We start from the raw sequence: 20,337 nt of genomic DNA, 5'->3' as shown, positions 1-20,337 counted from the left end.
CGCCACGCGCCTGCAAGATTGGTATTGCGATTAGGCGCAAGCCCGCGATTTGTCAACAGAAACGGGTAGGATTGGCGCGATTGTGAAGTTGTAACCTTAATCGCGATGCTTAATCCGGCCTCCTGTCACTGTGCCGGCTCAGTAACGGAACTGTTCGGCCAGGATGCGTTCGTTCCAGGAGTGGTTGGGATCGAACAGCAAAGTCGCGGTGGCCGTTGGCGATTCCCGCACCGTGACCGAGGTCACCGCCTTGACCTCCGTGTGGTCGGCGGCCGCGTTCACCGGCCGCTTTTCCGACTCCAGAATGTCGAAGCGCACGGTCGCCTTGTTGGAAAGCAATGCGCCGCGCCAGCGTCGCGGACGAAACGGGCTGACCGGCGTGAGCGCCAAAAGCGGCGCGTCGAGAGGCAGGATCGGGCCGTGCGCGGAAAGATTATACGCGGTCGATCCGGCCGGCGTCGCGATCATGACGCCGTCGCAGTTCAGTTCCTCGAGCCGTATTTGGTCATCGATGCTGATGCGGATCTTGGCCGTCTGGTAGGATTGGCGCCACAGCGCCACTTCGTTGATCGCCAGTGCCGTGACGTGTTCGCCATCCGAGGTGGTTGCCAGCATCTCCAGCGGGCGGATCGTTTCGGCGACCGCCGCCGCGATGCGCTCGGTGAGCCCCCCGGACCGGTATTCGTTCATCAGGAAGCCGATGGTGCCACGGTTCATGCCGTAGACCTTTTTTCCCGTACCCATCGTGTCGCGCAATGTTTGCAGCAGAAAGCCGTCGCCGCCCAGCGCCACCACGACGGTCGCCTCGGCGACCGAACATTGGCCATAGCGCGCCGACAGGCTATCCAGCGCCGCCTTGGCGTCTGCTGTGTCGGACGAGACGAAGGCGATGCTGTTGGTGGCTGTGCTCATGGCTCCCCGATCGCGACCGATTGGCGCCGGCAGGTTCTGGCGCGCCAGCGCCGGGGTAGCATGGGGCAGGCAGGTCTGCAAAGAGAGCCTCTGTCAGCCCATGAGACGAGGGTGCGGCAGTGCCGCCGCACCAGCCGGTCGCGGTTGATGTCACGGCGCGAGCGAATGTGATGGTTAAGGCAGGGCTTAAGCTCTCGTAAAGCCGGGTCGATCATGTTAGCCGGCATGGGGTGGCGTGGGGCGCCCGCAGCACTACCTTGCCACTTCGGGACGCAAAGGACGCTGCGGCAGTTCAGATATGCGTGCATGAACCCGCGGTTCTCGATGCCAGGGGATATGCGCCAGCCAGACGAGGCCGACATATTGCCGGTAGCACGCCTGATCATCGTCTTTCTCATGTTGGGAAGTTTCGCGCTTGTCTTCGCAGAACTGGTGCGCCAGTCGGAAGAAACGAGCGCTAGGCCGATCCCCACGGCGTCGCGTTGCGGCGATGCCGCCGGCATGCCTTGCCCGCAAAGGGCGCTATAGGTCAAACACCGCATCGATCCGCACCAGGGGATCCGGCGTACTTTCGAATGGTTCAGGAAGCGGATAGCCGCCGATGGCAAATCGGCGGCGACGACCTGAAAACCGGAGATTTGCGGCTTCAGAACCTGGCCCGTCATGTCGAACGCGAGACGGAATCGAGCCGACCGGCGAAATAGGGCTCGAGCACGGTTTCGAAGACCTTAAGGGCGGCGCCGATCGCCTGATGCATATCGAGATAGCGGTAGGTTCCCAACCGTCCCCCGAGGTGCAGGTTTTTCTCCGCACCCGCCCGGTCGAGATAGCGGCGATAGACCGCCTGATCCTTGCGCGTGTCGATCGGATAATAAGGCTCGTCGGCGCGGCCTGCGAAACGGGAATACTCACGGCCGATGAGCGTCTTGGCGCTCCCGTGCTGGCGCTCCGGGTTGAAATGCCGGAATTCGACCACGCGGGTATAAGGCACGGCCTCGTCCGCGTAGTTCATGATCGCCGTGCCCTGATGGTCCGGCGTGTCCATGACCTCCAGATCGATATCAATGGTTCGCCAGCCGAGTTCGCCTTCGCTATAGTCGAAGTAGCGGTCGATCGGCCCGGTGTAGACGACCGGCAGGTCCTTCGGCAGCAAGGACTTGATGTCGAAGAAGTCGATGCCAAGCCGTGTTTCGATAAGCTCCTGCGCCAGCATCTTTTCGAAGATCGCCGTGTAGCCGTCCACAGGCTGGCCCTGGAACCGGTCGTTGAAATAGCCGTCCTCGAATGTGTAGCGAACCGGCAGGCGCGCGATGATCTGCGCCGGCAGTTCGCGCGGATCCGTCTGCCATTGCTTGGCGGTGTAACCCTTGATCAAGGCCTCGTAGAGAGGGCGGCCGACCAGGGAGATCGCCTTCTCCTCAAGATTGGCCGGCGGACGGTCGCCAACTTCCGTCGCCTGCTCGGCAATCATGTCGCGTGCCTCGTCCGGACTTAGCCGCCTGCCGAAGAACTGGGACATCGTGGCAAGGTTGATCGGCAGCGGATAGACCTTGTCGCGATATGTCGAGAATGCACGATGGCGATAGGCGGTAAAACCGGTGAAGGCACGCAGGTAATTCCAGACCTCCTCGTTGGATGTATGGAACAGATGCGGCCCGTAGCGATGGATCTCCACACCGGTGACAGGATCTTGTTCGGTGTAGGCATTGCCGCCGATGTGCCGGCGCCGGTCGATTACCAGCACGCGTCGCCCGAGTTGCGTGGCGATGCGCTCGGCAAGCGTTGCACCGTAAAAACCAGCGCCGACAATGAGGATTTCGGCCTTGCCCAGCAGGGTCCTGTCCATTCGCGTATCCGAACCTTAGGGCTTGAGAATTATTTGGGACAGGTCGACGGACTTGGAATACTGCCTGCGCAGAAGGCGCCATAACAATTCAATCAATCGATTCGCCTGGCGAAAGGCTTTCCTGTCCAAGAGATAGTCGGCCACCATGCGCAGGCCGATCATGGACTTCGACCGCCAGCGCCGGCCTTTTCGATCGACGGCCTCATAGGACAATGGAAAAAGCTCGCCAAATCCATATTGCGACGCCAATTGGCGATATTCCTTGTCGGGCGTTCTTCCTGACTCGAGCATCGCTGTTTTCAGGTGAGCTCCCACCGGCCGGGTGTGGCGGACCGGCAAGGCGTCGAACACGGCAGATGTTCCACGGTTTTCTTCGGCAAGCCTGGTCCACAACAAGTCCAGACCAAAACCGCTCATGGAGTGTTTGAACAGAGGCAGCATCTTGGCCGCTACATCGGCTCTCAGGCAGGGGGCCATGATCTCGATCGTGTCTACCAGGCGAAACTCGAAGCTCTTGCAGCGGAGGAACGGGAGGTGGGAATAATAGCTGTCCAGCGTCAGTGACGGCTGGCCGATATGGAGGCCAAGCCGGCGCATGTTGGCGAACATCGCCTCGATGGTCGCCCGGTCTGCTTCCAGATCGTCGTCCGGCAGCCAGACATACTGGTAGCGGTCAAGAAGTTCGGGCTGTTGGCTCAGCAGAGCATGGATGCCATCCCATTTGCCGCCCTTGTAGTCGACTCGGTTTTCAAGCGGCAGCCGAAACGCAGATGGATCACTTCCGAAGTAGCTGACGATCAAATCAAATTCACAATTGGGATCGTCCGCCCCCCATCCACGATGGAGAGATTTGTCGCCTGCCCTGACTATCACGAGATTGCGGTGTGTGGTGTTCGTCAAAGTCCTGCTTCCGACACTCATACCCTCAATCCGGGTCCTCGGCGAGCCCTACACGAAAGCAAGTTGAATGCGAAGGGCATGAGGAAGATCTCCTGGCGTTACCTGAGCACGATGTCTTGCCGGCATAGCGGGTGTATTTAAACGTCATGACGATTCGTCGTGTTTTGAGGCGAATCCAATGGGGCAGGGGCCTGTCATGTCAACAGCTATTGCCCGAACGAGCGTTCTGATAATCAAGATTCGCTGATGTACGGGACTCTGATTTTACAGGAACCAGGAATTCTATGAAACTGATCGTTGTCACCCCGGCCGGTCGTGAGAAATATCTGCGTCTGCTTGGCCATCATGTTTTGAAAAACCTCGATGTGCATGAGTGGCACCTCTGGGACAACTGTCGCAACGAGGCTGACCGGGCCTATCTACAAAGATTGGCGGCCTCCGATCCGCGTTGCAAGATCAAGCGGCTTCCACATGCCGATGGCGGGATCAACGTCATCGGCGATTTCTATCGCTTTTGCGACGATCCCGGTGCTTTCTACCTACGCCTCGACGACGATGTAGTTTTTGTCGAGGACGGCTTCTTTCGAAAATTCATGGCAAGGGTCATGGCCGAAAGGGGATCGGCCATCTGGTACGCTCCGTTGATCGTCAACAACGCAATCTGCAATTCGCTGATCAAGCAGCTTTCCAGGGTGCGGGTGGATGGCCCGCTTACCTGTCAGGCGTCATGCGAATTCTCCTGGGCGCATGCGACCTTTCCGCAGGCCCTACACCCGGTGTTCATTGAAGCTGTGCGCTCCAATCGGCTCCAGGATTTTCGCGTGCCGGACCGGGAGATCAGGCTGTCACGCTTTTCGATCAACGCAATCGGTTTTTTCGGATCGGACATTGTCGATCTCGGAGAGCACTTTCAACCGCGCGGCGACGAGGAAGAGTGGTTGTCGGCGACGCTTCCGGCCAAGCTGGACCGGCCGGGCAAGATTTTCGGTGACCTGCTCGTCGCGCATTTCAGCTTCTATACACAGGAACGCCAGTTACTGCGCACCAACATTCTCGAAGGTTATTATGAGCTCGCCGGCCTGGCTCCCCCTGTCTACGAAAAACCGCCAGTCGGCTGGAGGGAGCAGCTGAGGCAATGGAGGAGACGCCGCAGGGGATCGGTGCCACCGCGCTATACAATCTCGCTTCCGGCACCCATTCCCGAGTGACGCACTGGCTCCGGCCGTTCGTGTCGCGAGCCGGTCGCCCACTGTGTCACCATCAGCGCACTGCGAGGGGTGGTGACGGGCTCGTGCCGCCCAGGCCTTCCCACGCCATTTCGACTTGATGCCGTAACTCAGCCCTCAAGGGCGCTGCCGCAGATGGCAGCCGGCCTGACGTTTCTGTTCGAGATATTCGTCGATCAACTGGCGGTAGCGCACCTTGCCGAAGCTCGAGAAATGGCCGCCATGGACGACCGAGACGTCGAGATCGCGCATGGCGAGCAGCGTCGCCATGTAATCTGGTATGTCCGAGTGGTAGACATCATCGATCAGCGGGCCATCATAGATGATGTCGCCGGACAGCAGGATGCCGGTCTTCTTCTCGTAGAGTGCAATGCCGCCCGGCGAATGGCCTGGCGTGTGGACGACCTCGAAGGCCCGGTCGCCCAGATCGATGATGTCGCCATGCGCGAGCATACGGTCGGCCGGCGCGGGCTGGATGCGATAGCGCGCCGTGTCCCAGCCCCGCGGCATGCCATCGAACATCTCTTCTGTCGCATAGGTGCCGGCAGCGGTCCATTCGTTGCGCGGATCGGCCAGGATTGCCGCTTCGGCCGAATGCACGCAGCGATCGGAAAACTCATGGTGGCAGCCGATATGGTCGAAATGCGTGTGGCTGGCAACGCAGGTCAGCTTGCGCTCGCTCACCAGGGACACATGGGTGCGCAGGCTGAAATGACCGAGGCCGGTGTCGAACAGGAGATCGCGGTCGCGTCCGCGCGCATGCCACATATTGCAGCGGAAGAACGGTTTTATCCATGGCTCGTGAATCAGCGTGATGCCGTCGGCCATGCGGATTGTTTCGTACCAGTCCGGTGCGTCGATGACCGCAAGCGTGCTCATGTTCAATCCGTCAGCAGGATGATCTGGTCGGTATCACAGGAAATCGCGACCCTGTCGCCCGCATGGACGATGGCGGTCGCCGGCAGCTTGGCGATGAACCGCAGGGAAGGCTCTTCGACGGAGGTCGCCAGCACGCGCTTGAAACTGCCCTGGAAAACGACGTCGCTCACATCAGCCTCGCCGAGCTTCGTGCCAGCCGACGCAACGCCAAGCACAAGGTGCTCAGGGCGTATCGCCAGTGTGGCGGTAGACCCCAACGGCAAGGCACTGGATAAGGAAACCGGTCCGACCGGTGTCGTGACGGTGCTCGTCCTGTCCCCGGTCTCGATGACAGTGCCGGCAAGGATCGTGCTCTCGCCCATGAAGGTCGCGGAAAAACGCGTCGCCGGCCTCGCATAGACGCGCTCGGGCGGCCCCTCGTCCTCGATGCGGCCGTCATTCATCACCACGCAATGGTCGGCCAGCGCCATCGCTTCTTCCTGGTCGTGAGTGACATGGATGAAGGCGGTGCCGACCCGCTTCTGGATCGCCTTCAGTTCGTCCTGCATCTGGCGGCGCAGTTTCAGGTCGAGCGCCCCGAGCGGCTCGTCGAGCAGAAGCACCGCCGGCTCGATCACCAGGGCGCGCGCCAGCGCCACGCGTTGGCGCTGGCCGCCGGAAAGCTGGTGCGGCTTCTTGTCGAAGGCGGCGGCGAGACCCACCAGGGCCAATGCATCGCGCGCTTTTGCCGCCCGCTTCGCGCCGTCGACACCTTGCATGCGCAGGCCGAAGCCGACATTGCCGCCGACGCTCATATGCGGGAATAGCGCATAGTCCTGGAACACCGTCGTCGTCGGGCGTTTGGCCGGCGGCACCGAGGTGCAGTCCTGGCCGCGGATGAGAACCTTGCCTTCGCTCGGATTGACGAAACCGCCGAGAATGGAGAGCAGCGTCGTCTTGCCGGAACCGGATGGTCCAAGCAGGATCGTATAGCTGCCGGCCGCTATCGTCAGCGAGACGTTCTTCAGCACGGGATGCTGCCCGAAGCGGTGCGAGATGTCGCGGATATCGACCAGGGGCGCGTTCATGCCGATTTCCTTCGCAGCAAGGTCAGTTCGAAGAACACCACCAGCACGATCGAGACGGCAAAGACCAGCGAACCGACCGCATTGGTCTTGGGATTAAGGCCGGAGCGCAGCAGGTTCCAGATTTCCACCGGCAGCGTGGTCTCGAAGCGCGTCAGCAGGAAGGAGATCACGAACTCGTCCCAGGAGAAGGTCATCGACAGGAAGAAGCCGGCGAAAATGGCCGGCGCCATGACTGGCACCGTGATCAACAGCAGCACCTTCCATTCCGGCGCGCCGAGGTCGCGCGCTGCGCGCTCGATGTTGATCTGGTGGTCGCCCAACTGGCTGTAGATGATGGCGAAGCACAGCGGCAGGTTGATAACCACATGGCCGATCCCGGCGGCAAGCAGAGATTTCGGCACGCCGGCCCAGTTGAACAGCACCAGCAGCCCCATGCCGATGATGAGATAGCTGACGGTGAGCGGCAAGGTGATCAAACCGCGCAGCAGGCCCGAGCCTGGCAGGACGAAGCGCGCGAACCCCCAGGCCGACAGGAAGCCGAGCATGACGGCTGCGGCCGAGGAAAGCACCGCGACCAGCAGCGAATTGGCCAGCGCCGAAGTCAGCCGGTTATCGGAAAGTACCGCCTCGTACCAGCGCAGCGATGGGCCTGTGAACGGGGGAATGGGGAAGGACGTCGACTGCAGCGAGAACAGCACCAGCACGACGACCGGCAGGAAGATGAAGCCGTAGACGGCAAGCGCGTAAATCCAGGAAGCGATGCGGCCAATGCTGCGCATGATCAGGTCCGCTCGATCTTTAGCCAGCGGGCGCAGGCGAGATAGGCGATGGTCACGACCGCCATCAGGATGATCGACAGCGCCGAGGCCAATGGAAAATCGCCGCGCCGGCCGATCTGCATCATCACCAACTGCGGCATCAGAAGCTCGTTGTTCCCGCCGAGGATCTGCGGCGTGATGTAGTCGCCGATGCACAGCACGAAAGTGAGAAAAGCGCCGACCATGATGCCGGGCAAGGTCAATGGCAGGATGACATGCAGGAAGGTGCGCACCGGTCCGGCGCCGAGATCGGCGGCGGCCTTGCGGTAACTGGGGCTGAGCTGCTTCAGATTGGCGAAGATGGTCAGGGTCAAAAGCATGACGAAGAAATGCACGAAGCCTGTGACGGTGGCCAGGCGCGTATTGGCGAGCTGCAGCGGTTCGGAGACCACGCCAATGCCAGTCAGTGCCCGGTTGATGACGCCGTTCTGCGCCAGCACCAGCAGCCAGGAGTAGGAGCGCACGACATAGGAGGTCCAGAACGGCAGCACGGCCAGCATCAGCGCCAGCCGCTGCCAGCGTTCAGGAATCTGTTGGGCCAGAATCCAGGCGAAGGGATAGGCAAGCAGCACGGAAACCACGGTGACGATGGCGGTGACCTGCAGCGAGTTCACCATCGCCTGCCAGTAGGCGGGGTTGGTGAAGAATTGGCTGTAGTTGGACAGGGTGCCCCCGCCGCCCTCCTGCGCGGTGAAGCTCGAAAGTCCCATGGCGACGAAGGGCAGCACGAAGAAGAGAAGCGTCCAGCCAAGTGCCGGTGTGACCAGCGCCCAGGGAAGGGCACGGCCTGTCCGCGCGCCCTCACTGTTTCCCGCGGCGCTCATCAGCGTATCGGCTCACTTGGCCTGCAGCATTTCGGTCCACATATCCTGCATCTTCTTGTCGAGGTCGGCGCTCGGCGCCGGATAGGCCTGCGCACGGGCGAGGAAGCCGGGCTGCTCGTCGAAGCGCAGGACCTTTTTCTGGTCGTCGGTCAATGCGGCCTTGGTGTTGGACGGCATGCCCCAGTAACAGGACGAGGTGGCGAGCCGTGCCTGGCCCTCGGGGCTCAGTATGTACTGGATGAATTTCAGCGCCATGTCCTTGTTCCTGGAATCCTTGAACATGGCGAGCGACTGCGACCACAGCACCGCACCTTCTTTTGGAATGGAAAAGTCCAGCGCCGGGTTTTCCTTGGCCAGCCCTGCCGTCACCCATTCGCCGCCGCCGACCAATATGTCGACCTCGCCGGTCGCCAGCGCCGTCTGGCTGGCGGTGACTTCACCGACCAGCTTGGCATTGGCCTTCATCTTGAGCAGCTCTTCCTTGAGCGCGGGCAGGTCGGCTTCCGTGATATCGGCCGTCTTCTTGCCGATGGCCAATGCCGCCATGCCGATGACGGGGAGATAATAATCGTAGATGGCGACCTTGCCCTTGTACTTGTCTGATGTCAGCGACGCCAAGGATTGCATGTCCGCCGGATCGACCTTTGTCTTGTTGAAGCCGATCGTGTTGTAACCGAACTTTTCGGTGATGCCGTAGCGCTTGCCGCCGACAATGGTCGCGCCGTCCATCTTCACCTGCGGGAAGAGATCGGCGAACGGCAGCTTGTCTTCCGGCAGCGGCTCGAACAGGCCTTTCTCGACGCCGCGCGGCACGTCGATGCTATCGATCACCATCACATCCCAGTCGCCGGGCTGCGACTGCTCGACGATGGCCAGCCCAGCCCCGGTGCCTTCGAATTCCTTGACGTTGACCTTGACGTTGTTGGCCTCCTCGAAAGGCTGCAGCAGCGCCGGATCGGAATGGTCGCACCAGATCAGCGCGTTGAGATCGGCGGCTTCGGCGAGGCTGCCCGCCGCAAGCAGCAATGCCGTGGCGGCACATGCAGCGTGCATCTGGCGCTTCAGGACGGAAAGCGGATTGCCGGATTTGACGGACATCGAGTGTTCTCCCTTGCCTTTGTGGCTTCTTGCAAAAAACTGAACCAATTCTAAAATTGAGTCAATTCTGTTTTTGTGACAAGAGGCTGATATGAGCGGATTGCGGGCAAGGCAAAAGGCGGATCGCCACCGGCGTATCATCGAGGCGGCGGCGGCGCTTTTTCGCGAGGCCGGGTATGAGGGCGCCAAGATCGAGACGATCGCCGCGCAAGCCGAAGTCTCGATCGGCACCATCTACAATTACTACCAGAACAAAGGCGATATTCTCGGCGCCATCGTCTCGATGGAAGTCGACGAGGTGCTCAATGCCGGGCGCGGCGTGGTCGCCCGGCCGCCCGCCAATGTCGGCGACGCCTTGGACACGCTGATCGGCATCTATATCGAGCACTCGCTGCACTATCTCAGCAAGGAGATGTGGCGGCAGGCGATGGCGATCTCGACGCAACTGCCCGACAGCCCGTTCGGCCAGGCTTATACTGGCCTCGACCGCTCGCTCACCGAACAGATCCGCGCGCTGATCGCCCGCCTTCAGGAGATCGGCCTAGTGCGGCAGGATATCGACGGCACGGCACTCGGCGAATTGATCTTCAACAACATGAACATGATGTTCATCGAATTCGTGAAGCGGGATGAAGCCAGGATACCGGAGTTGAGGGCCGCGATACGGCGGCAGAACCGGATATTGGTGGCGGCGATCGGAGTGTGAGGGCGTCAGGAGCAGGCAGGAGAAGTTGTCGCTTCGGCATCGGACGGCGTCTTACGCGATGATTGGCTCTTGAGTTGAGTTTTAAATCTGCTACAACTTATAGGGGTATAAAAAGGGGGAAGGGTAAATGGGGACGTTTTCCATCTGGCATTGGGCGATCGTGCTGCTGCTGATCGGCGTGCCTGTTTTCTTTGCTGTCCGGTCAGCCGCGAAGCCGTCGCAGAATCCTGAGTCACTTGTGGGCTTCGGTGGCTGGCTGATGCTGCTGGCTATCGGTCAGACATTGTCACCGCTGCGCACGCTCGCCGATTTCGGCAATTCCGCCGACGGCTACCAGCAACTCATGACCCTCCCAAACGGCTCTCTGGCTGTGTATGGCGAGGTTGCCCTCAATCTGGCATTTCTGGCGCTTCAGCTGGTGGTGCTGGTTTCAATGCTGCGGCGAAGCCGTCGATTCCCGCAATTGTTTCTCTGCCAATGGTTTGCGATTCCTGTTGTGTTTATCCTGGATACGATCTGGATTTCGTCAATCCTGGGCGTTCCGGTAAACAAGGTGCTCGCAGGCGACGCGCTGGCGGCACCCATGGCTTCGTTTGTGGTGACCGGCATCTGGGCCGCTTATGTCTATAAGTCTGTGAGGGTGAGGAATACGTTCACCAGGACGAACGTGTCGGCCCAAATCGCGAGCGCTTCGTAAAGGGGGGTGGCGACGTAATCGCCCTTCAAGGGGGTTTTCGGAGGACACTCCTGCGTCTCTACGGGGTTGGGGTGGCCTGCCACCCGGAGCTCGAAGAGCGTAGGGTGGTGCCCCCGGACGGAATCGAACCGCCGACCTTCGGTTTACAAAACCGCTGCTCTACCAGCTGAGCTACAAGGGCACGGCGCTCCGGTTAGCATATTTGTTGCGCCAGTAAAGACAAAACTCCGTTTTTGGGCATCAGCCGTGGTGGAGGATGCCCACGTGCCCGCATGCTGAAATCCGCGAACGCGCTTCCTACATCAGGGTAAGTGCAATGCGCTGAACGGAGTGTCGCATGATCAGGCTTGTCATCATTCTCCCTATCGTCGTCGTGGCGTGGATGCTGCTGGTGAAGCTCTTCAGCGATTTGAAGAAGGCCAATGTCGACTGGACAGGCGTCACCACCATCATCGGTTTTATCGCGCTCGCCTTCTGGCTTCGGCATGTCACCGGCATGGGCTGAGTGGGGGAGTAGTGAGTAGTGAGTAGTGAGTAGTGAGCAATTGCTGCCGGTCATGGCGCGAGCCGGTGCTGCCTACTCAGTTTCGCCAACAGTGCGCCAAAAAAATCTCCAGATCTGTCGAACCTTTCGCCGCGGCGCGCCGACTGATCCTCAGAGGCGAATGGTCGCCTCGATCAGAGATCCAGGAGATCATCATGTTCAAGCGCAGTTTCGTTTCCAGCATCGTCGCCATCGTCGTTGCAACCGGCGCGCTCGCCGGCACCGTTCAGTCTTCGTCGGCTCACGGCATGCATCATCATCATCGTCATTTCGACGACTACCTGTACTACCAGGATTACCCGGACTATCCGGATTACTGGTGGGTCTATGGCCATCACCATCATCGTCATCACCACCACCGCCACATCATCCTCTACTGAGCGCAGCCTGGCGGCTTGATTGAAACCAATCCAGCAAAGGGCGGCTTCGGCCGCCCTTTTCTCATCGAACGCGGCGCTTCCAGTCGCCGTCACGGACGATGACCGATCGGCGCAAGGTGCCTGAAGTGCCGGAATGGATGATCAACGCCGGCGAGGGTCGCCACGCCTTTTCAGCCAGCGAATTCCTGCTCTTCGAAAAAAATCAAAACCCCGTCGAACCTTTTTCCTTGCCGCAACGACAGATCATCAAGAGGCGGATGGCTCGCCTCTCCAAACGAAGCAAGGAGATCATCATGTTCAAGCGCACACTCGTTTCCGGCCTCATCGCCACCACCGTCGCCGCCACCGCTTTGGTCGGCACCGTCCAGCCCTCTGCTGCCCACTCGCATCACCACGGCCTCGGCATCGGCATCGCCGCCGGCGTCGGCGGTTTCGTTCTCGGCAGCCTGCTTGCCCAGCAGCAGCCGCGCACCGTCTATGTCGATGAAGATGGCGGTTCCTGGCACGTCCGCCGCTGCTTCGATCGCTACTCCAGCTACGATCCGGACTCCGACACCTATATCGGCCGTGACGGCTACAGCCATTACTGCCGGCTCTGAGTGGCGGCGGGCGACTGGAAAGAGGGGTTGCGAGGCAGCCCCTCTTCGTCGTTTGAAGACCGTCTTTCTAGAGGTGCATCTTCGGGTCGAGGATCGGCAGACCGGCCGCGCGGCAGGTGCCGCCAATCTGAAGCCGGGCAGCCTCGGTCTCGTCGCCCATCGCGACCAGTTCGAAGTGGCTTGCGGCGTCCGGGTAGACCTTGGCGATGAATGGCTTGTCGCCGACGCCGGACGAGGCCTTGACGGTGCCGCAAACCACGATCTCCTCGCGGCCATCAAGCATTCGCTCGCCTGCTAACATGGTTCCGAACCTGGCGGAGGCTGAATCCGGCAGCCGCTGGCGGATACCGGCCGTGATGATCTCCTCCAGCGCGAGCGAGATCGGGATGGGATTGACCCGCTGGTCGCCGGTATCGGGTCGTGGTGCCGCCGCCACGCATCCGCACAGCGAAACGGCAAGCAGAAGCTGAACCACTTTCCTCATGCGCGCCCTTTCGCATGCATTCGAACGCGACGGCAAGACGGTCAAATCCCATGCAGCCGGCGGCATGCAGCGATTTTCGGCGCGTCTGGTCTATCCCTTGATCAGCCTGCCTTCGAGCCGCCGATCATTTTCGTCACTTCGGCCGCCGCGTCGCGCACCAGCGGGCCGATCTCGGCCAGCCGCTCGGGCGTGACCCGCACCGTCGGCCCGGACACGGAAACGCCGCCGATCGGCTCGCCATACTCGTTGAAGATGGCGGCGGCCACGCATCGCATGCCGGGATGGCGCTCCTCGTCGTCGACCGACCAGCCGCGATGCTTGATGACGGCCAGATCGTGCGCGAGGGCGGAGATGTCGGAAAGGGTCTTGTCCGTATAGCGCTGCAGGCCCGCCTTGCGCAGGATGGTTCCGACGCGCTCCGGTTCGAGATGCGCCAGCACCGCCTTGCCGATTCCCGAGGCATGGAAAGGGCTGCGCGTACCCGGCCGGAAGAAGGCGCGGATCGCCTGGTGCGTCTCGACCTGGTTGACGAAGACCACGCAATCGTCTTCCGCGACGCCGAGATTGGCGGTCTCGCCGGTCTTCTCCATCAGTTCCTGCATGACGATACGGGCGCGGTCGACCAGCTTGCGGCGGCGCAGGAACGCCGCGCCCATGCGGTAGGTCTCGACGCCGATCGACCAGAGCTGGTCCGATGTATCGAACTCGACCATGCCGTGGTTTTCGAGTGTCGTCAGCATGCGGTAGGCGGTGGAGGCGGCAAGCCCGCTCTGCGCCGATATCTCGCTCAGCGACAGGCCGCTGCCTTCCGCGACAATGGCCAGGATACGCAATGCCCGGTCGAGCGACTGCACCGAGGCAGCTTCGGCCGGACCATTGAAGGCGCGCGGGCGGCCACGCTGACGTTTTTCGCTCGTTTCCATGGGCTGGCATTCTCGCCCGTTTCTCCCAACATGCAACGAAAAAGTTTTTCATGAAATTCTCGGTGCAAATCCTGGAAAAGGGAAAAGGGAACAAAATCAGCTGGTAAGAGCCATTTTCTATAAATGAAAAAATATTCTGAAAAAATTGAAAAAGTGCCCGCCCGATGTCATCCTTAGCCATCCAACATCATCTCGTGGAGGCTAGAAATGGCCAGGATGCGCGCTGTCGATGCCGCTGTTCTCGTTCTCGAAAAGGAAGGCATGTCCTGTGCTTTCGGCGTGCCGGGTGCGGCGATCAATCCGCTGTACTCGGCATTGAAGGCGAGGGGCACGATCCGCCATGTCCTTGCCCGCCACGTCGAGGGCGCCTCGCATATGGCCGAAGGCTATACCCGCGCCAAGGCGGGCAATATCGGCCTCTGCATCGGCACGTCGGGGCCGGCCGGCACCGATATGATAACCGGGCTCTATTCGGCCGCGGCCGATTCCATTCCGATCCTGTGCATCACCGGCCAGGCGCCGCGCGCGCGGCTGAACAAGGAGGATTTCCAGGCTGTCGACATCGCCGCGATCGCTGCGCCCGTCGCCAAATGGGCGGTGACGGTGATGGAGCCCTATCTGGTGCCGATGGCGCTGCAAAAAGCGTTCCATTTGATGCGCTCGTCGCGGCCGGGTCCGGTGCTGATCGACCTGCCGGTCGACGTCCAACTGGCCGAGATCGAGTTCGACATCGATGCGTATGAGCCGCTGACGCCATTCAAGCCGGCGATGACGCGCGCCCAGGCTGAAAAGGCGCTGGCGATGCTCAACGCGGCCGAGAAGCCGCTGATCGTTGCCGGCGGCGGCATCATCAATGCCGACGCATCCGACCTGTTGATCGAGTTTGCCGAGATCACTGGCGTTCCGGTCATTCCGACGCTGATGGGCTGGGGCGCGATTCCTGACGATCACCGGCTGATGGCCGGCATGTGCGGGCTGCAGACCTCGCACCGCTACGGCAACGCCACCATGCTGGAAGCCGATTTCGTCTTCGGCATCGGCAACCGCTGGGCCAACCGTCACACCGGTTCGGTGGACGTCTACACCAAGGGCAAGAAATTCATCCATGTCGACATCGAGCCCACACAGATCGGCCGTGTCTTCGCCCCCGATCTCGGCGTCGTTTCGGATGCCGGCGCTGCACTGAAGATGCTGCTCGACGTCGCCACCGAGTGGAAGACGGCGGGCAGGCTGCGCGATTGGTCGGGCTGGGCCAGGGAATGCCAGGGCCGCAAGAAGACGATGAAGCGCAAAACCCACTTCGAACAGGTGCCGCTGAAGCCGCAGCGTGTCTACGAGGAGATGAACAAGGCGTTCGGCCGTGACGTCACCTATGTCACCACCATCGGCCTGTCGCAAATCGCCGGCGCGCAGTTCCTGCATGTCTACAAGCCGCGCAACTGGATCAATTGCGGCCAGGCCGGCCCGCTCGGTTGGACCTTGCCGGCCGCACTCGGCGTGCGCGCCGCCGATCCCGAGCGCACCATCGTGGCGCTGTCGGGCGACTACGACTTCCAGTTCATGATCGAGGAACTGGCGGTCGGTGCGCAGCACAAGCTGCCCTATATCCACGTCGTCGTGAACAATGCCTATCTCGGCCTCATCCGCCAGGCGCAGCGCGGCTTTTCTATGGACTATGAAGTCAGCCTTGCCTTCGAGAACATCAACCGGGCCGACGATCCGGAGGCGGGCTATGGCGTCGACCATGTCGCCGTCGCCGAGGCAATGGGCTGCAAGGCAGTCAGGGTGCGCAAGCCGGAGGAATTCGCCGGCGCCTTCAAGCAAGCGCGGCGGTTGCTGAAGGAACACCAGGTTCCGGTCGTGCTCGAATTCATTCTCGAACGGGTCACCAACATCTCGATGGGGACCGAGATCGACAAGATCACCGAATTCGAAGACCTTGCCGAACATCAGGAAGACGCGCCCACCGCGATCGTGATGCTGGACTAAGCCATGCTGATATTCAGGTGAGGCCGGCCTGCAAACGGCGGCTTCCTGCGCTTCCGGTGCTTACGTACGAAAAGTACGCTCCGCTCCGGTTCTCGGAAACCACCATTTTCGACTCGGCCTGACCTGAATCTCAACACGGCTTTGGTTCCAGGCAAGAAAAGGAGAAAAAAGAATGCCGCGTTTTTCAGCCAATCTGTCGATGCTCTTTGGCGAGCATGATTTCCTCGACCGTTTCGATGCCGCCGCCCGCGCCGGCTTCAAGGGGGTCGAATATATCGGCCCTTACGATCATGCGCCCGAGGTGGTCGCCGCCCGACTGAAGAAGAACGGCCTGACGCAGGTCCTGTTCAACCTGCCGGCGGGCGACTGGGCCAAGGGCGAGCGTGGCATCGCCGTGCTGCCGGACCGCGTGCCGGAATTCCGCCAGGGCATTGCCAGGGCGATCGCCTACGCGCAGGCACTTGGCTGCGGGCAGGTCAACTGCCTGGCCGGCATCGCGCCAGCCAATGTCGACCGCAAGGTGCTCGAGGATGTCTTTGCCGAGAACCTGGCTTTCGCGGCGGAGAAACTCGACCAAGCCGGCATCAAGCTGCTGATCGAGCCGATCAACACCCGCGATATCCCGGGCTTCTTCCTCAACTACTCCGACCAGGCGCTGACGCTGATCGACCGCGTCGGCTCGAAGAACCTGTTCCTGCAATATGACATCTACCACATGCAGATCATGGAGGGGGATCTCGCCCGTAAGATCGAGGCAAACCTCGGCCGCATCGCGCATATCCAGCTTGCGGACAATCCCGGCCGTCACGAGCCGGGGACGGGCGAGATCAACTATCCCTTCCTCTACGAACATATCGACCGGATTGGTTACGCCGGCTGGATTGGCGCGGAGTACAAGCCGAAGGCAGGGACGGAAGCCGGTCTGGGCTGGTTCAGGGAACTGACCGGGCAGGGGAGCGCGGCGGCCTAGGAGCTTCCTTCTCCCCGTCTCTATACGGGGAGAAGGTGCTGGCAGGCAGATGAGGGGCAGCGCCACCTTCCGACAATTCGAGCCGAGATTCTCTGGAGAAAAACAATGGAAACCATAGGCTTTGTCGGGCTGGGCATCATGGGTGCGCCGATGGCGGGGCATCTGCTGGCGGCCGGCTACAGCGTCATCGCCAGCGACCACCGCTCAAAACCGCCGGCCGATCTCGTCGCCAAGGGTCTGAAGTCGGTCGCCGGCCATGCCGCCGTCGCGAGGGCCGCCGAGATCATCATCCTGATGGTTCCCGACACACCGCAGGTGGCCGATGTGCTGTTCGGCGACAACGGAGTCGCGTCCGGCCTGGCCAAGGGCAAGCTGGTGATCGACATGAGTTCGATCTCGCCGATCGAGACAAAGGACTTCGCGAAAAGGATCAACGATCTCGGTTGCGATTATCTCGACGCGCCGGTTTCCGGCGGCGAGGTCGGCGCCAGGGCGGCTTCGCTCACCATCATGGTCGGTGGTGAGGAACCGGCCTTCGAGCGCGCAAAACCCGTGTTCGAGAAAATGGGCAAGAACATCACTTTGGTCGGACCCAATGGTGTCGGCCAGACCACCAAGGTCGCCAACCAGATCGTCGTCGCGCTGACCATTGAAGCGGTCGCCGAAGCGCTTGTTTTTGCCTCAAAAGCTGGGGCCGACCCAGCCAAGGTCAGGCAGGCGCTGATGGGCGGGCTGGCCGCCTCGCGCATTCTCGAAGTACATGGCGAGCGCATGGTCAAGCGCACCTTCGCGCCGGGCTTTCGCATCGAACTGCACCAGAAGGATCTCAACCTGGCGCTGGAGGGTGCGAAGGCGCTTGGTGTGTCGCTGCCCAACACCTCGACCGCCCAGCAACTGTTCAATTCCTGCGTCGCCAATGGCGGCGCGAAGGAAGATCATTCCGCGCTGGTGAGGGCGCTGGAGCGGATGGCGAATTTCGAAATCGGCAAGGAGGCAAGGGAAATCAAAGCGGCATAGGTCGGAAGAGGGCGGCGTAACGTTCCCAGGCCGTCAACTTCCGTCTTAACCCAGCAACGGGTTCCGGCAAGCATCGCCGGGACCCGTTTTGATTTCTGGCGGGAGGCTTGCCGCTTCCAGTCAGCCGCGCTTCAGAAATGCCCGCGCCGCATAAAGGCTCACCGCCGCCGCGTTCGACACATTGAGCGAGCGGATGGCGCCGGGCATGTCGAGCCTGGCCAGCGTCGTCACCGTCTCGCGCGTCTTCTGCCGCAGGCCCTTGCCCTCGGCGCCGAGCACCAAAGCGATCCTGTCGCCGGCAAAGCTGGTTTCAAGCTCAGCCGGCCCGTCCGAATCGAGCCCAATGGTCTGGAAGCCCGCTTCGTGCAACTGGCCGAGCGCATCGGCGAGGTTCTTCACCTCGACCTGGTCGATATGCTCAAGCGCACCGGAGGCGGATTTTGCCAGCACGCCTGATTCCTGCGGGCTGTGGCGCGCCGTGGTGATCAGCGCGCCAGCGCCGAAAGCGACCGCCGAACGCAGGATGGCGCCGACATTGTGCGGGTCGGTGACCTGGTCGAGCACCAGCACCAGCCTTGTGTCGCCAAGTGCGTCGAGGCGCTTGGGCTTCAGCGGCTCGGCCTCGATCAGCACCCCCTGGTGCACAGCGTCCGATCCGGTAATCTTGTCGATGTCCCTGGGTTCGACCAGTTCAGCCTTGAAGGGCAGGGCGGCGAGATCGGTGATCTCGAGCCGCTCGGCCGCATTGCGCGTCACCAGCATTTTCTTGATCCGGCGGCGCGGATTGTCGAGTGCCGCGCGCACCGTATGCAGGCCATAGAGCCGCACCAGCCCGTCGGCTGCGTTTTCGCCTGGTGACACTGGTTGCCGTGGCTTGAACGCCGGCGCGCCGCCGCTCTTCTCGTCGCGAAAGGCGCGGCGCAGCTTGGCGTAATGGGTGTCTTTGGGGGTGTTGGAATTGTTGCTCATGGCCGGCTTCTATAGCCGTCTCCTCCGGCCAAGGATATGCCCTGTCGCCGCAGCCGGGGAACAACAGCGAAAAACCGTGGCCGCGCGGTTGACACCCAATGGCCTTGCCGCCATAAGGCGCTTCGCTGGTTTCGGAGAAGACATCTATCTCGGGTCCGGATCGGCAAGAATGCCTCGTTGCATGGCTCCGGCGGCAGACTGGAGAGGTGCCCGAGTGGTTAAAGGGGACGGACTGTAAATCCGTTGGCTTAGCCTACGTTGGTTCGAATCCAACCCTCTCCACCACTGCCGGCCGGAAGCCCTGAAACGTGAAAGCATCGGAGGCGAAAAGCGCATGGCGCTTTTCCGGGAAATCCGATACTTCAGTGCAAGGCGCGGGTATAGCTCAGTGGTAGAGCAGCAGCCTTCCAAGCTGAATATGCGGGTTCGATTCCCGCTACCCGCTCCAGATTCTTCAACTTTACAACCGGCAAACTGAAGCGTTGCGCGGCAGGCGCGCAGCGCTTCAGGCATTGGTGTGCGCCGGGTCAGCTGTTGAAGGCGGAGGCGACCTGGTGCTGTTGCGGTACCTGGCCGTTCGGGGTCAGCTTGTCGACGATGCCGGGCAAGGCGGCCGATAGCTGCTTGAGCAGCTCCTGCTCGTCGAGCCCCGTCCTTTGGGCTATCTCGCGAATGACCTGCGGTCCGATCGCGTTGCCCAACTCATTGGCCCCGATTGACTGGTTCTGCCCGGTGCCGACCCAGGAGTCGGCGACATTGCCATGGCCGGCGTTCTTGAGCTTGTCGAGCAGCCCGCCCAGTCCGCCGAGCAGCCCACCGTCACCGGACGCGGTTCCGACGGGCGTGGGATCGGTGGGCGCCGGCGCTTGAGCCTGGTCCGGCTGTTCGGCGCTTCTGCCGCTCAGCATCTTACCAACCAGCAGCGCACCGAGCGCGATCATCAGCGGTTTGGTGATATTGCCGCCGGGAACGGCGTTGTCAAAAAGTCCCATAATGGATCCTCCATTTCAACCAAGCCCAGCCCGTCTTCAACAATGGCGCATTCGGGGGGAATTTCAAGCTGGCTTGAGCTTTTGACAATCATATGAAAATGTCCGGTTGGCGGAGGAATGGAGAGGAAAAAAATGGGTATCATCAGCTGGATCATTCTCGGCGTCATTGCCGGGTTCATTGGCAGTAAGATCGTCAACAAGACCGGTCAGGGCATGATCATGGATATCGTGCTCGGCATTGTCGGCGCCATAGTCGGCGGGCTGATCTTCAGCGCCTTCGGTGCTTCGGGTGTGACCGGCCTCAACATCTATAGCCTGATCGTCGCCGTCGTGGGTGCCGTCGTGGTGTTGTGGGCCTATCATCAGTTCGCGGGCAAGCGGACCATCTAGACGCAATCGGCGGATTATCGGCTGCCGAATTCTGAATTGCGCTAACCCGCCGTCGGTGCTGACCGCGCTCACGGTATCGGAAACTATTATGCCGGTGCGTAGCCGCG

23 protein-coding genes and 3 tRNA genes are annotated in these 20,337 nt (G+C 61.3%); 13 read left to right on the top strand and 13 right to left on the bottom strand.

Annotation, left to right across the window (positions count from 1 at the left end; genetic code table 11):
- Positions 1 to 138: 138 nt before the first annotated feature.
- On the bottom strand, positions 139 to 912 hold the full coding sequence (locus FJ543_RS05145; RefSeq protein ID WP_041163462.1) for an NAD kinase: 774 nt from the start codon (positions 910 to 912) through the stop codon (positions 139 to 141).
- Between the two features lie 306 nt (positions 913 to 1,218).
- On the opposite strand from FJ543_RS05145, the gene FJ543_RS05140 reads away from it, so the two are divergent.
- Positions 1,219 to 1,440, top strand: coding sequence for a hypothetical protein (locus FJ543_RS05140; RefSeq protein WP_083883050.1), 222 nt, complete (start codon positions 1,219 to 1,221; stop codon positions 1,438 to 1,440).
- A 133-nt stretch (positions 1,441 to 1,573) separates the two neighbouring features.
- Here the strand turns inward: FJ543_RS05140 and glf are convergent, their stop codons facing one another.
- Together glf and FJ543_RS05130 are read right to left on the bottom strand one after the other, a co-directional pair.
- Positions 1,574 to 2,758: a UDP-galactopyranose mutase gene (glf, locus tag FJ543_RS05135; RefSeq protein WP_015318020.1), complete on the bottom strand. Its 1,185-nt coding sequence runs from the start codon at positions 2,756 to 2,758 to the stop codon at positions 1,574 to 1,576.
- Positions 2,759 to 2,773: 15 nt separating this feature from the next.
- Complete coding sequence (locus tag FJ543_RS05130; RefSeq protein WP_140874026.1) at positions 2,774 to 3,658, bottom strand: hypothetical protein; 885 nt, start codon at positions 3,656 to 3,658, stop codon at positions 2,774 to 2,776.
- Positions 3,659 to 3,942: 284 nt separating this feature from the next.
- Here FJ543_RS05130 and FJ543_RS05125 point away from each other — a divergent pair, with 284 nt between their 5' ends.
- The gene (locus tag FJ543_RS05125; RefSeq protein WP_140874024.1) at positions 3,943 to 4,866 is read left to right on the top strand and encodes a hypothetical protein; all 924 of its coding nucleotides are present in this window, start codon (positions 3,943 to 3,945) and stop codon (positions 4,864 to 4,866) included.
- A 135-nt stretch (positions 4,867 to 5,001) separates the two neighbouring features.
- On the opposite strand, the gene FJ543_RS05120 is transcribed toward FJ543_RS05125, so the two are convergent.
- The 5 genes from FJ543_RS05120 to FJ543_RS05100 are packed head-to-tail and all read right to left on the bottom strand — an operon-like array spanning position 5,002 to position 9,570.
- On the bottom strand, positions 5,002 to 5,763 hold the full coding sequence (locus tag FJ543_RS05120; protein ID WP_140792551.1) for an MBL fold metallo-hydrolase: 762 nt from the start codon (positions 5,761 to 5,763) through the stop codon (positions 5,002 to 5,004).
- A gap of 2 nt (positions 5,764 to 5,765) precedes the next feature.
- A complete protein-coding gene (locus tag FJ543_RS05115; RefSeq protein ID WP_140874022.1) occupies positions 5,766 to 6,830 on the bottom strand; it encodes an ABC transporter ATP-binding protein in 1,065 nt (354 codons plus the stop codon).
- The gene (locus FJ543_RS05110) at positions 6,827 to 7,609 is read right to left on the bottom strand and encodes an ABC transporter permease (RefSeq protein ID WP_140874020.1); all 783 of its coding nucleotides are present in this window, start codon (positions 7,607 to 7,609) and stop codon (positions 6,827 to 6,829) included. The genes FJ543_RS05115 and FJ543_RS05110 overlap by 4 nt, the downstream gene beginning before the upstream one ends.
- Positions 7,610 to 7,611: 2 nt before the next feature.
- Positions 7,612 to 8,472 (bottom strand): ABC transporter permease, encoded by an 861-nt coding sequence (locus FJ543_RS05105; RefSeq protein WP_015318014.1) that lies wholly within the window; start codon positions 8,470 to 8,472, stop codon positions 7,612 to 7,614.
- Between the two features lie 12 nt (positions 8,473 to 8,484).
- A complete protein-coding gene (locus FJ543_RS05100) occupies positions 8,485 to 9,570 on the bottom strand; it encodes a spermidine/putrescine ABC transporter substrate-binding protein (RefSeq protein ID WP_140874018.1) in 1,086 nt (361 codons plus the stop codon).
- A 91-nt stretch (positions 9,571 to 9,661) separates the two neighbouring features.
- Here FJ543_RS05100 and FJ543_RS05095 point away from each other — a divergent pair, with 91 nt between their 5' ends.
- On the top strand, positions 9,662 to 10,276 hold the full coding sequence (locus tag FJ543_RS05095) for a TetR/AcrR family transcriptional regulator (protein WP_140616911.1): 615 nt from the start codon (positions 9,662 to 9,664) through the stop codon (positions 10,274 to 10,276).
- 127 nt (positions 10,277 to 10,403) lie between these two features.
- Entirely contained in the window at positions 10,404 to 10,973 is a 570-nt protein-coding gene (locus FJ543_RS05090) for a DUF2569 family protein (RefSeq protein ID WP_140792561.1), read from the top strand.
- A 105-nt stretch (positions 10,974 to 11,078) separates the two neighbouring features.
- On the opposite strand, the gene FJ543_RS05085 is transcribed toward FJ543_RS05090, so the two are convergent.
- Positions 11,079 to 11,154: transfer RNA gene (locus FJ543_RS05085), tRNA-Thr, on the bottom strand.
- Between the two features lie 156 nt (positions 11,155 to 11,310).
- Between FJ543_RS05085 and FJ543_RS05080 the strand changes: the two genes are divergently transcribed.
- The 3 genes from FJ543_RS05080 (at position 11,311) to FJ543_RS05070 (ending at position 12,496) form a co-directional block, all read left to right on the top strand.
- Positions 11,311 to 11,478: a hypothetical protein gene (locus tag FJ543_RS05080; RefSeq protein ID WP_140874016.1), complete on the top strand. Its 168-nt coding sequence runs from the start codon at positions 11,311 to 11,313 to the stop codon at positions 11,476 to 11,478.
- A 194-nt stretch (positions 11,479 to 11,672) separates the two neighbouring features.
- Entirely contained in the window at positions 11,673 to 11,897 is a 225-nt protein-coding gene (locus FJ543_RS05075) for a hypothetical protein (RefSeq protein ID WP_015318009.1), read from the top strand.
- Positions 11,898 to 12,190: 293 nt separating this feature from the next.
- Positions 12,191 to 12,496 carry a BA14K family protein gene (locus FJ543_RS05070; RefSeq protein WP_041163844.1) on the top strand — a complete coding sequence of 102 codons (306 nt, stop codon included), beginning with the start codon at positions 12,191 to 12,193 and terminating at the stop codon, positions 12,494 to 12,496.
- Positions 12,497 to 12,563: 67 nt separating this feature from the next.
- Here FJ543_RS05070 and FJ543_RS05065 read toward each other — a convergent pair whose 3' ends face one another.
- Both FJ543_RS05065 and bhcR read right to left on the bottom strand, forming a co-directional pair.
- On the bottom strand, positions 12,564 to 12,980 hold the full coding sequence (locus tag FJ543_RS05065; protein ID WP_140874014.1) for a hypothetical protein: 417 nt from the start codon (positions 12,978 to 12,980) through the stop codon (positions 12,564 to 12,566).
- Between the two features lie 101 nt (positions 12,981 to 13,081).
- Positions 13,082 to 13,903, bottom strand: a complete 822-nt coding sequence (gene bhcR, locus FJ543_RS05060) for an HTH-type transcriptional regulator BhcR (RefSeq protein WP_023773060.1) — start codon at positions 13,901 to 13,903, stop codon at positions 13,082 to 13,084.
- A 207-nt stretch (positions 13,904 to 14,110) separates the two neighbouring features.
- Here bhcR and gcl point away from each other — a divergent pair, with 207 nt between their 5' ends.
- The 3 genes from gcl to FJ543_RS05045 all read left to right on the top strand — a co-directional run bounded on the left by gcl (position 14,111) and on the right by FJ543_RS05045 (position 17,879).
- Positions 14,111 to 15,892: a glyoxylate carboligase gene (gene gcl / locus FJ543_RS05055; protein WP_140874012.1), complete on the top strand. Its 1,782-nt coding sequence runs from the start codon at positions 14,111 to 14,113 to the stop codon at positions 15,890 to 15,892.
- Positions 15,893 to 16,064: 172 nt separating this feature from the next.
- Positions 16,065 to 16,862, top strand: coding sequence for a 2-oxo-tetronate isomerase (otnI, locus tag FJ543_RS05050; protein WP_140665433.1), 798 nt, complete (start codon positions 16,065 to 16,067; stop codon positions 16,860 to 16,862).
- Positions 16,863 to 16,967: 105 nt separating this feature from the next.
- The gene (locus FJ543_RS05045; protein WP_140874010.1) at positions 16,968 to 17,879 is read left to right on the top strand and encodes a 2-hydroxy-3-oxopropionate reductase; all 912 of its coding nucleotides are present in this window, start codon (positions 16,968 to 16,970) and stop codon (positions 17,877 to 17,879) included.
- 120 nt (positions 17,880 to 17,999) lie between these two features.
- Here FJ543_RS05045 and FJ543_RS05040 read toward each other — a convergent pair whose 3' ends face one another.
- The gene (locus FJ543_RS05040; protein ID WP_140874008.1) at positions 18,000 to 18,848 is read right to left on the bottom strand and encodes an RNA methyltransferase; all 849 of its coding nucleotides are present in this window, start codon (positions 18,846 to 18,848) and stop codon (positions 18,000 to 18,002) included.
- Positions 18,849 to 19,048: 200 nt separating this feature from the next.
- Here FJ543_RS05040 and FJ543_RS05035 point away from each other — a divergent pair.
- Positions 19,049 to 19,133 (top strand) — tRNA-Tyr (locus FJ543_RS05035).
- 89 nt (positions 19,134 to 19,222) lie between these two features.
- Positions 19,223 to 19,296: transfer RNA gene (locus FJ543_RS05030), tRNA-Gly, on the top strand.
- Between the two features lie 79 nt (positions 19,297 to 19,375).
- On the opposite strand, the gene FJ543_RS05025 is transcribed toward FJ543_RS05030, so the two are convergent.
- A complete protein-coding gene (locus tag FJ543_RS05025; protein ID WP_140874006.1) occupies positions 19,376 to 19,840 on the bottom strand; it encodes a YidB family protein in 465 nt (154 codons plus the stop codon).
- A gap of 132 nt (positions 19,841 to 19,972) precedes the next feature.
- On the opposite strand from FJ543_RS05025, the gene FJ543_RS05020 reads away from it, so the two are divergent.
- Complete coding sequence (locus FJ543_RS05020; RefSeq protein WP_015318000.1) at positions 19,973 to 20,230, top strand: GlsB/YeaQ/YmgE family stress response membrane protein; 258 nt, start codon at positions 19,973 to 19,975, stop codon at positions 20,228 to 20,230.
- The last annotated feature ends 107 nt before the right edge of the window (positions 20,231 to 20,337 follow it).

Source organism: Mesorhizobium sp. B2-5-7 (genome assembly GCF_006440875.1).
In the GTDB taxonomy this organism is placed as follows: Bacteria; Pseudomonadota; Alphaproteobacteria; order Rhizobiales; family Rhizobiaceae; genus Mesorhizobium; species Mesorhizobium australicum.
The sequence above is the reverse complement of the archived record's forward strand: the minus strand, read 5'-3'. Positions and strand labels throughout refer to the sequence as shown.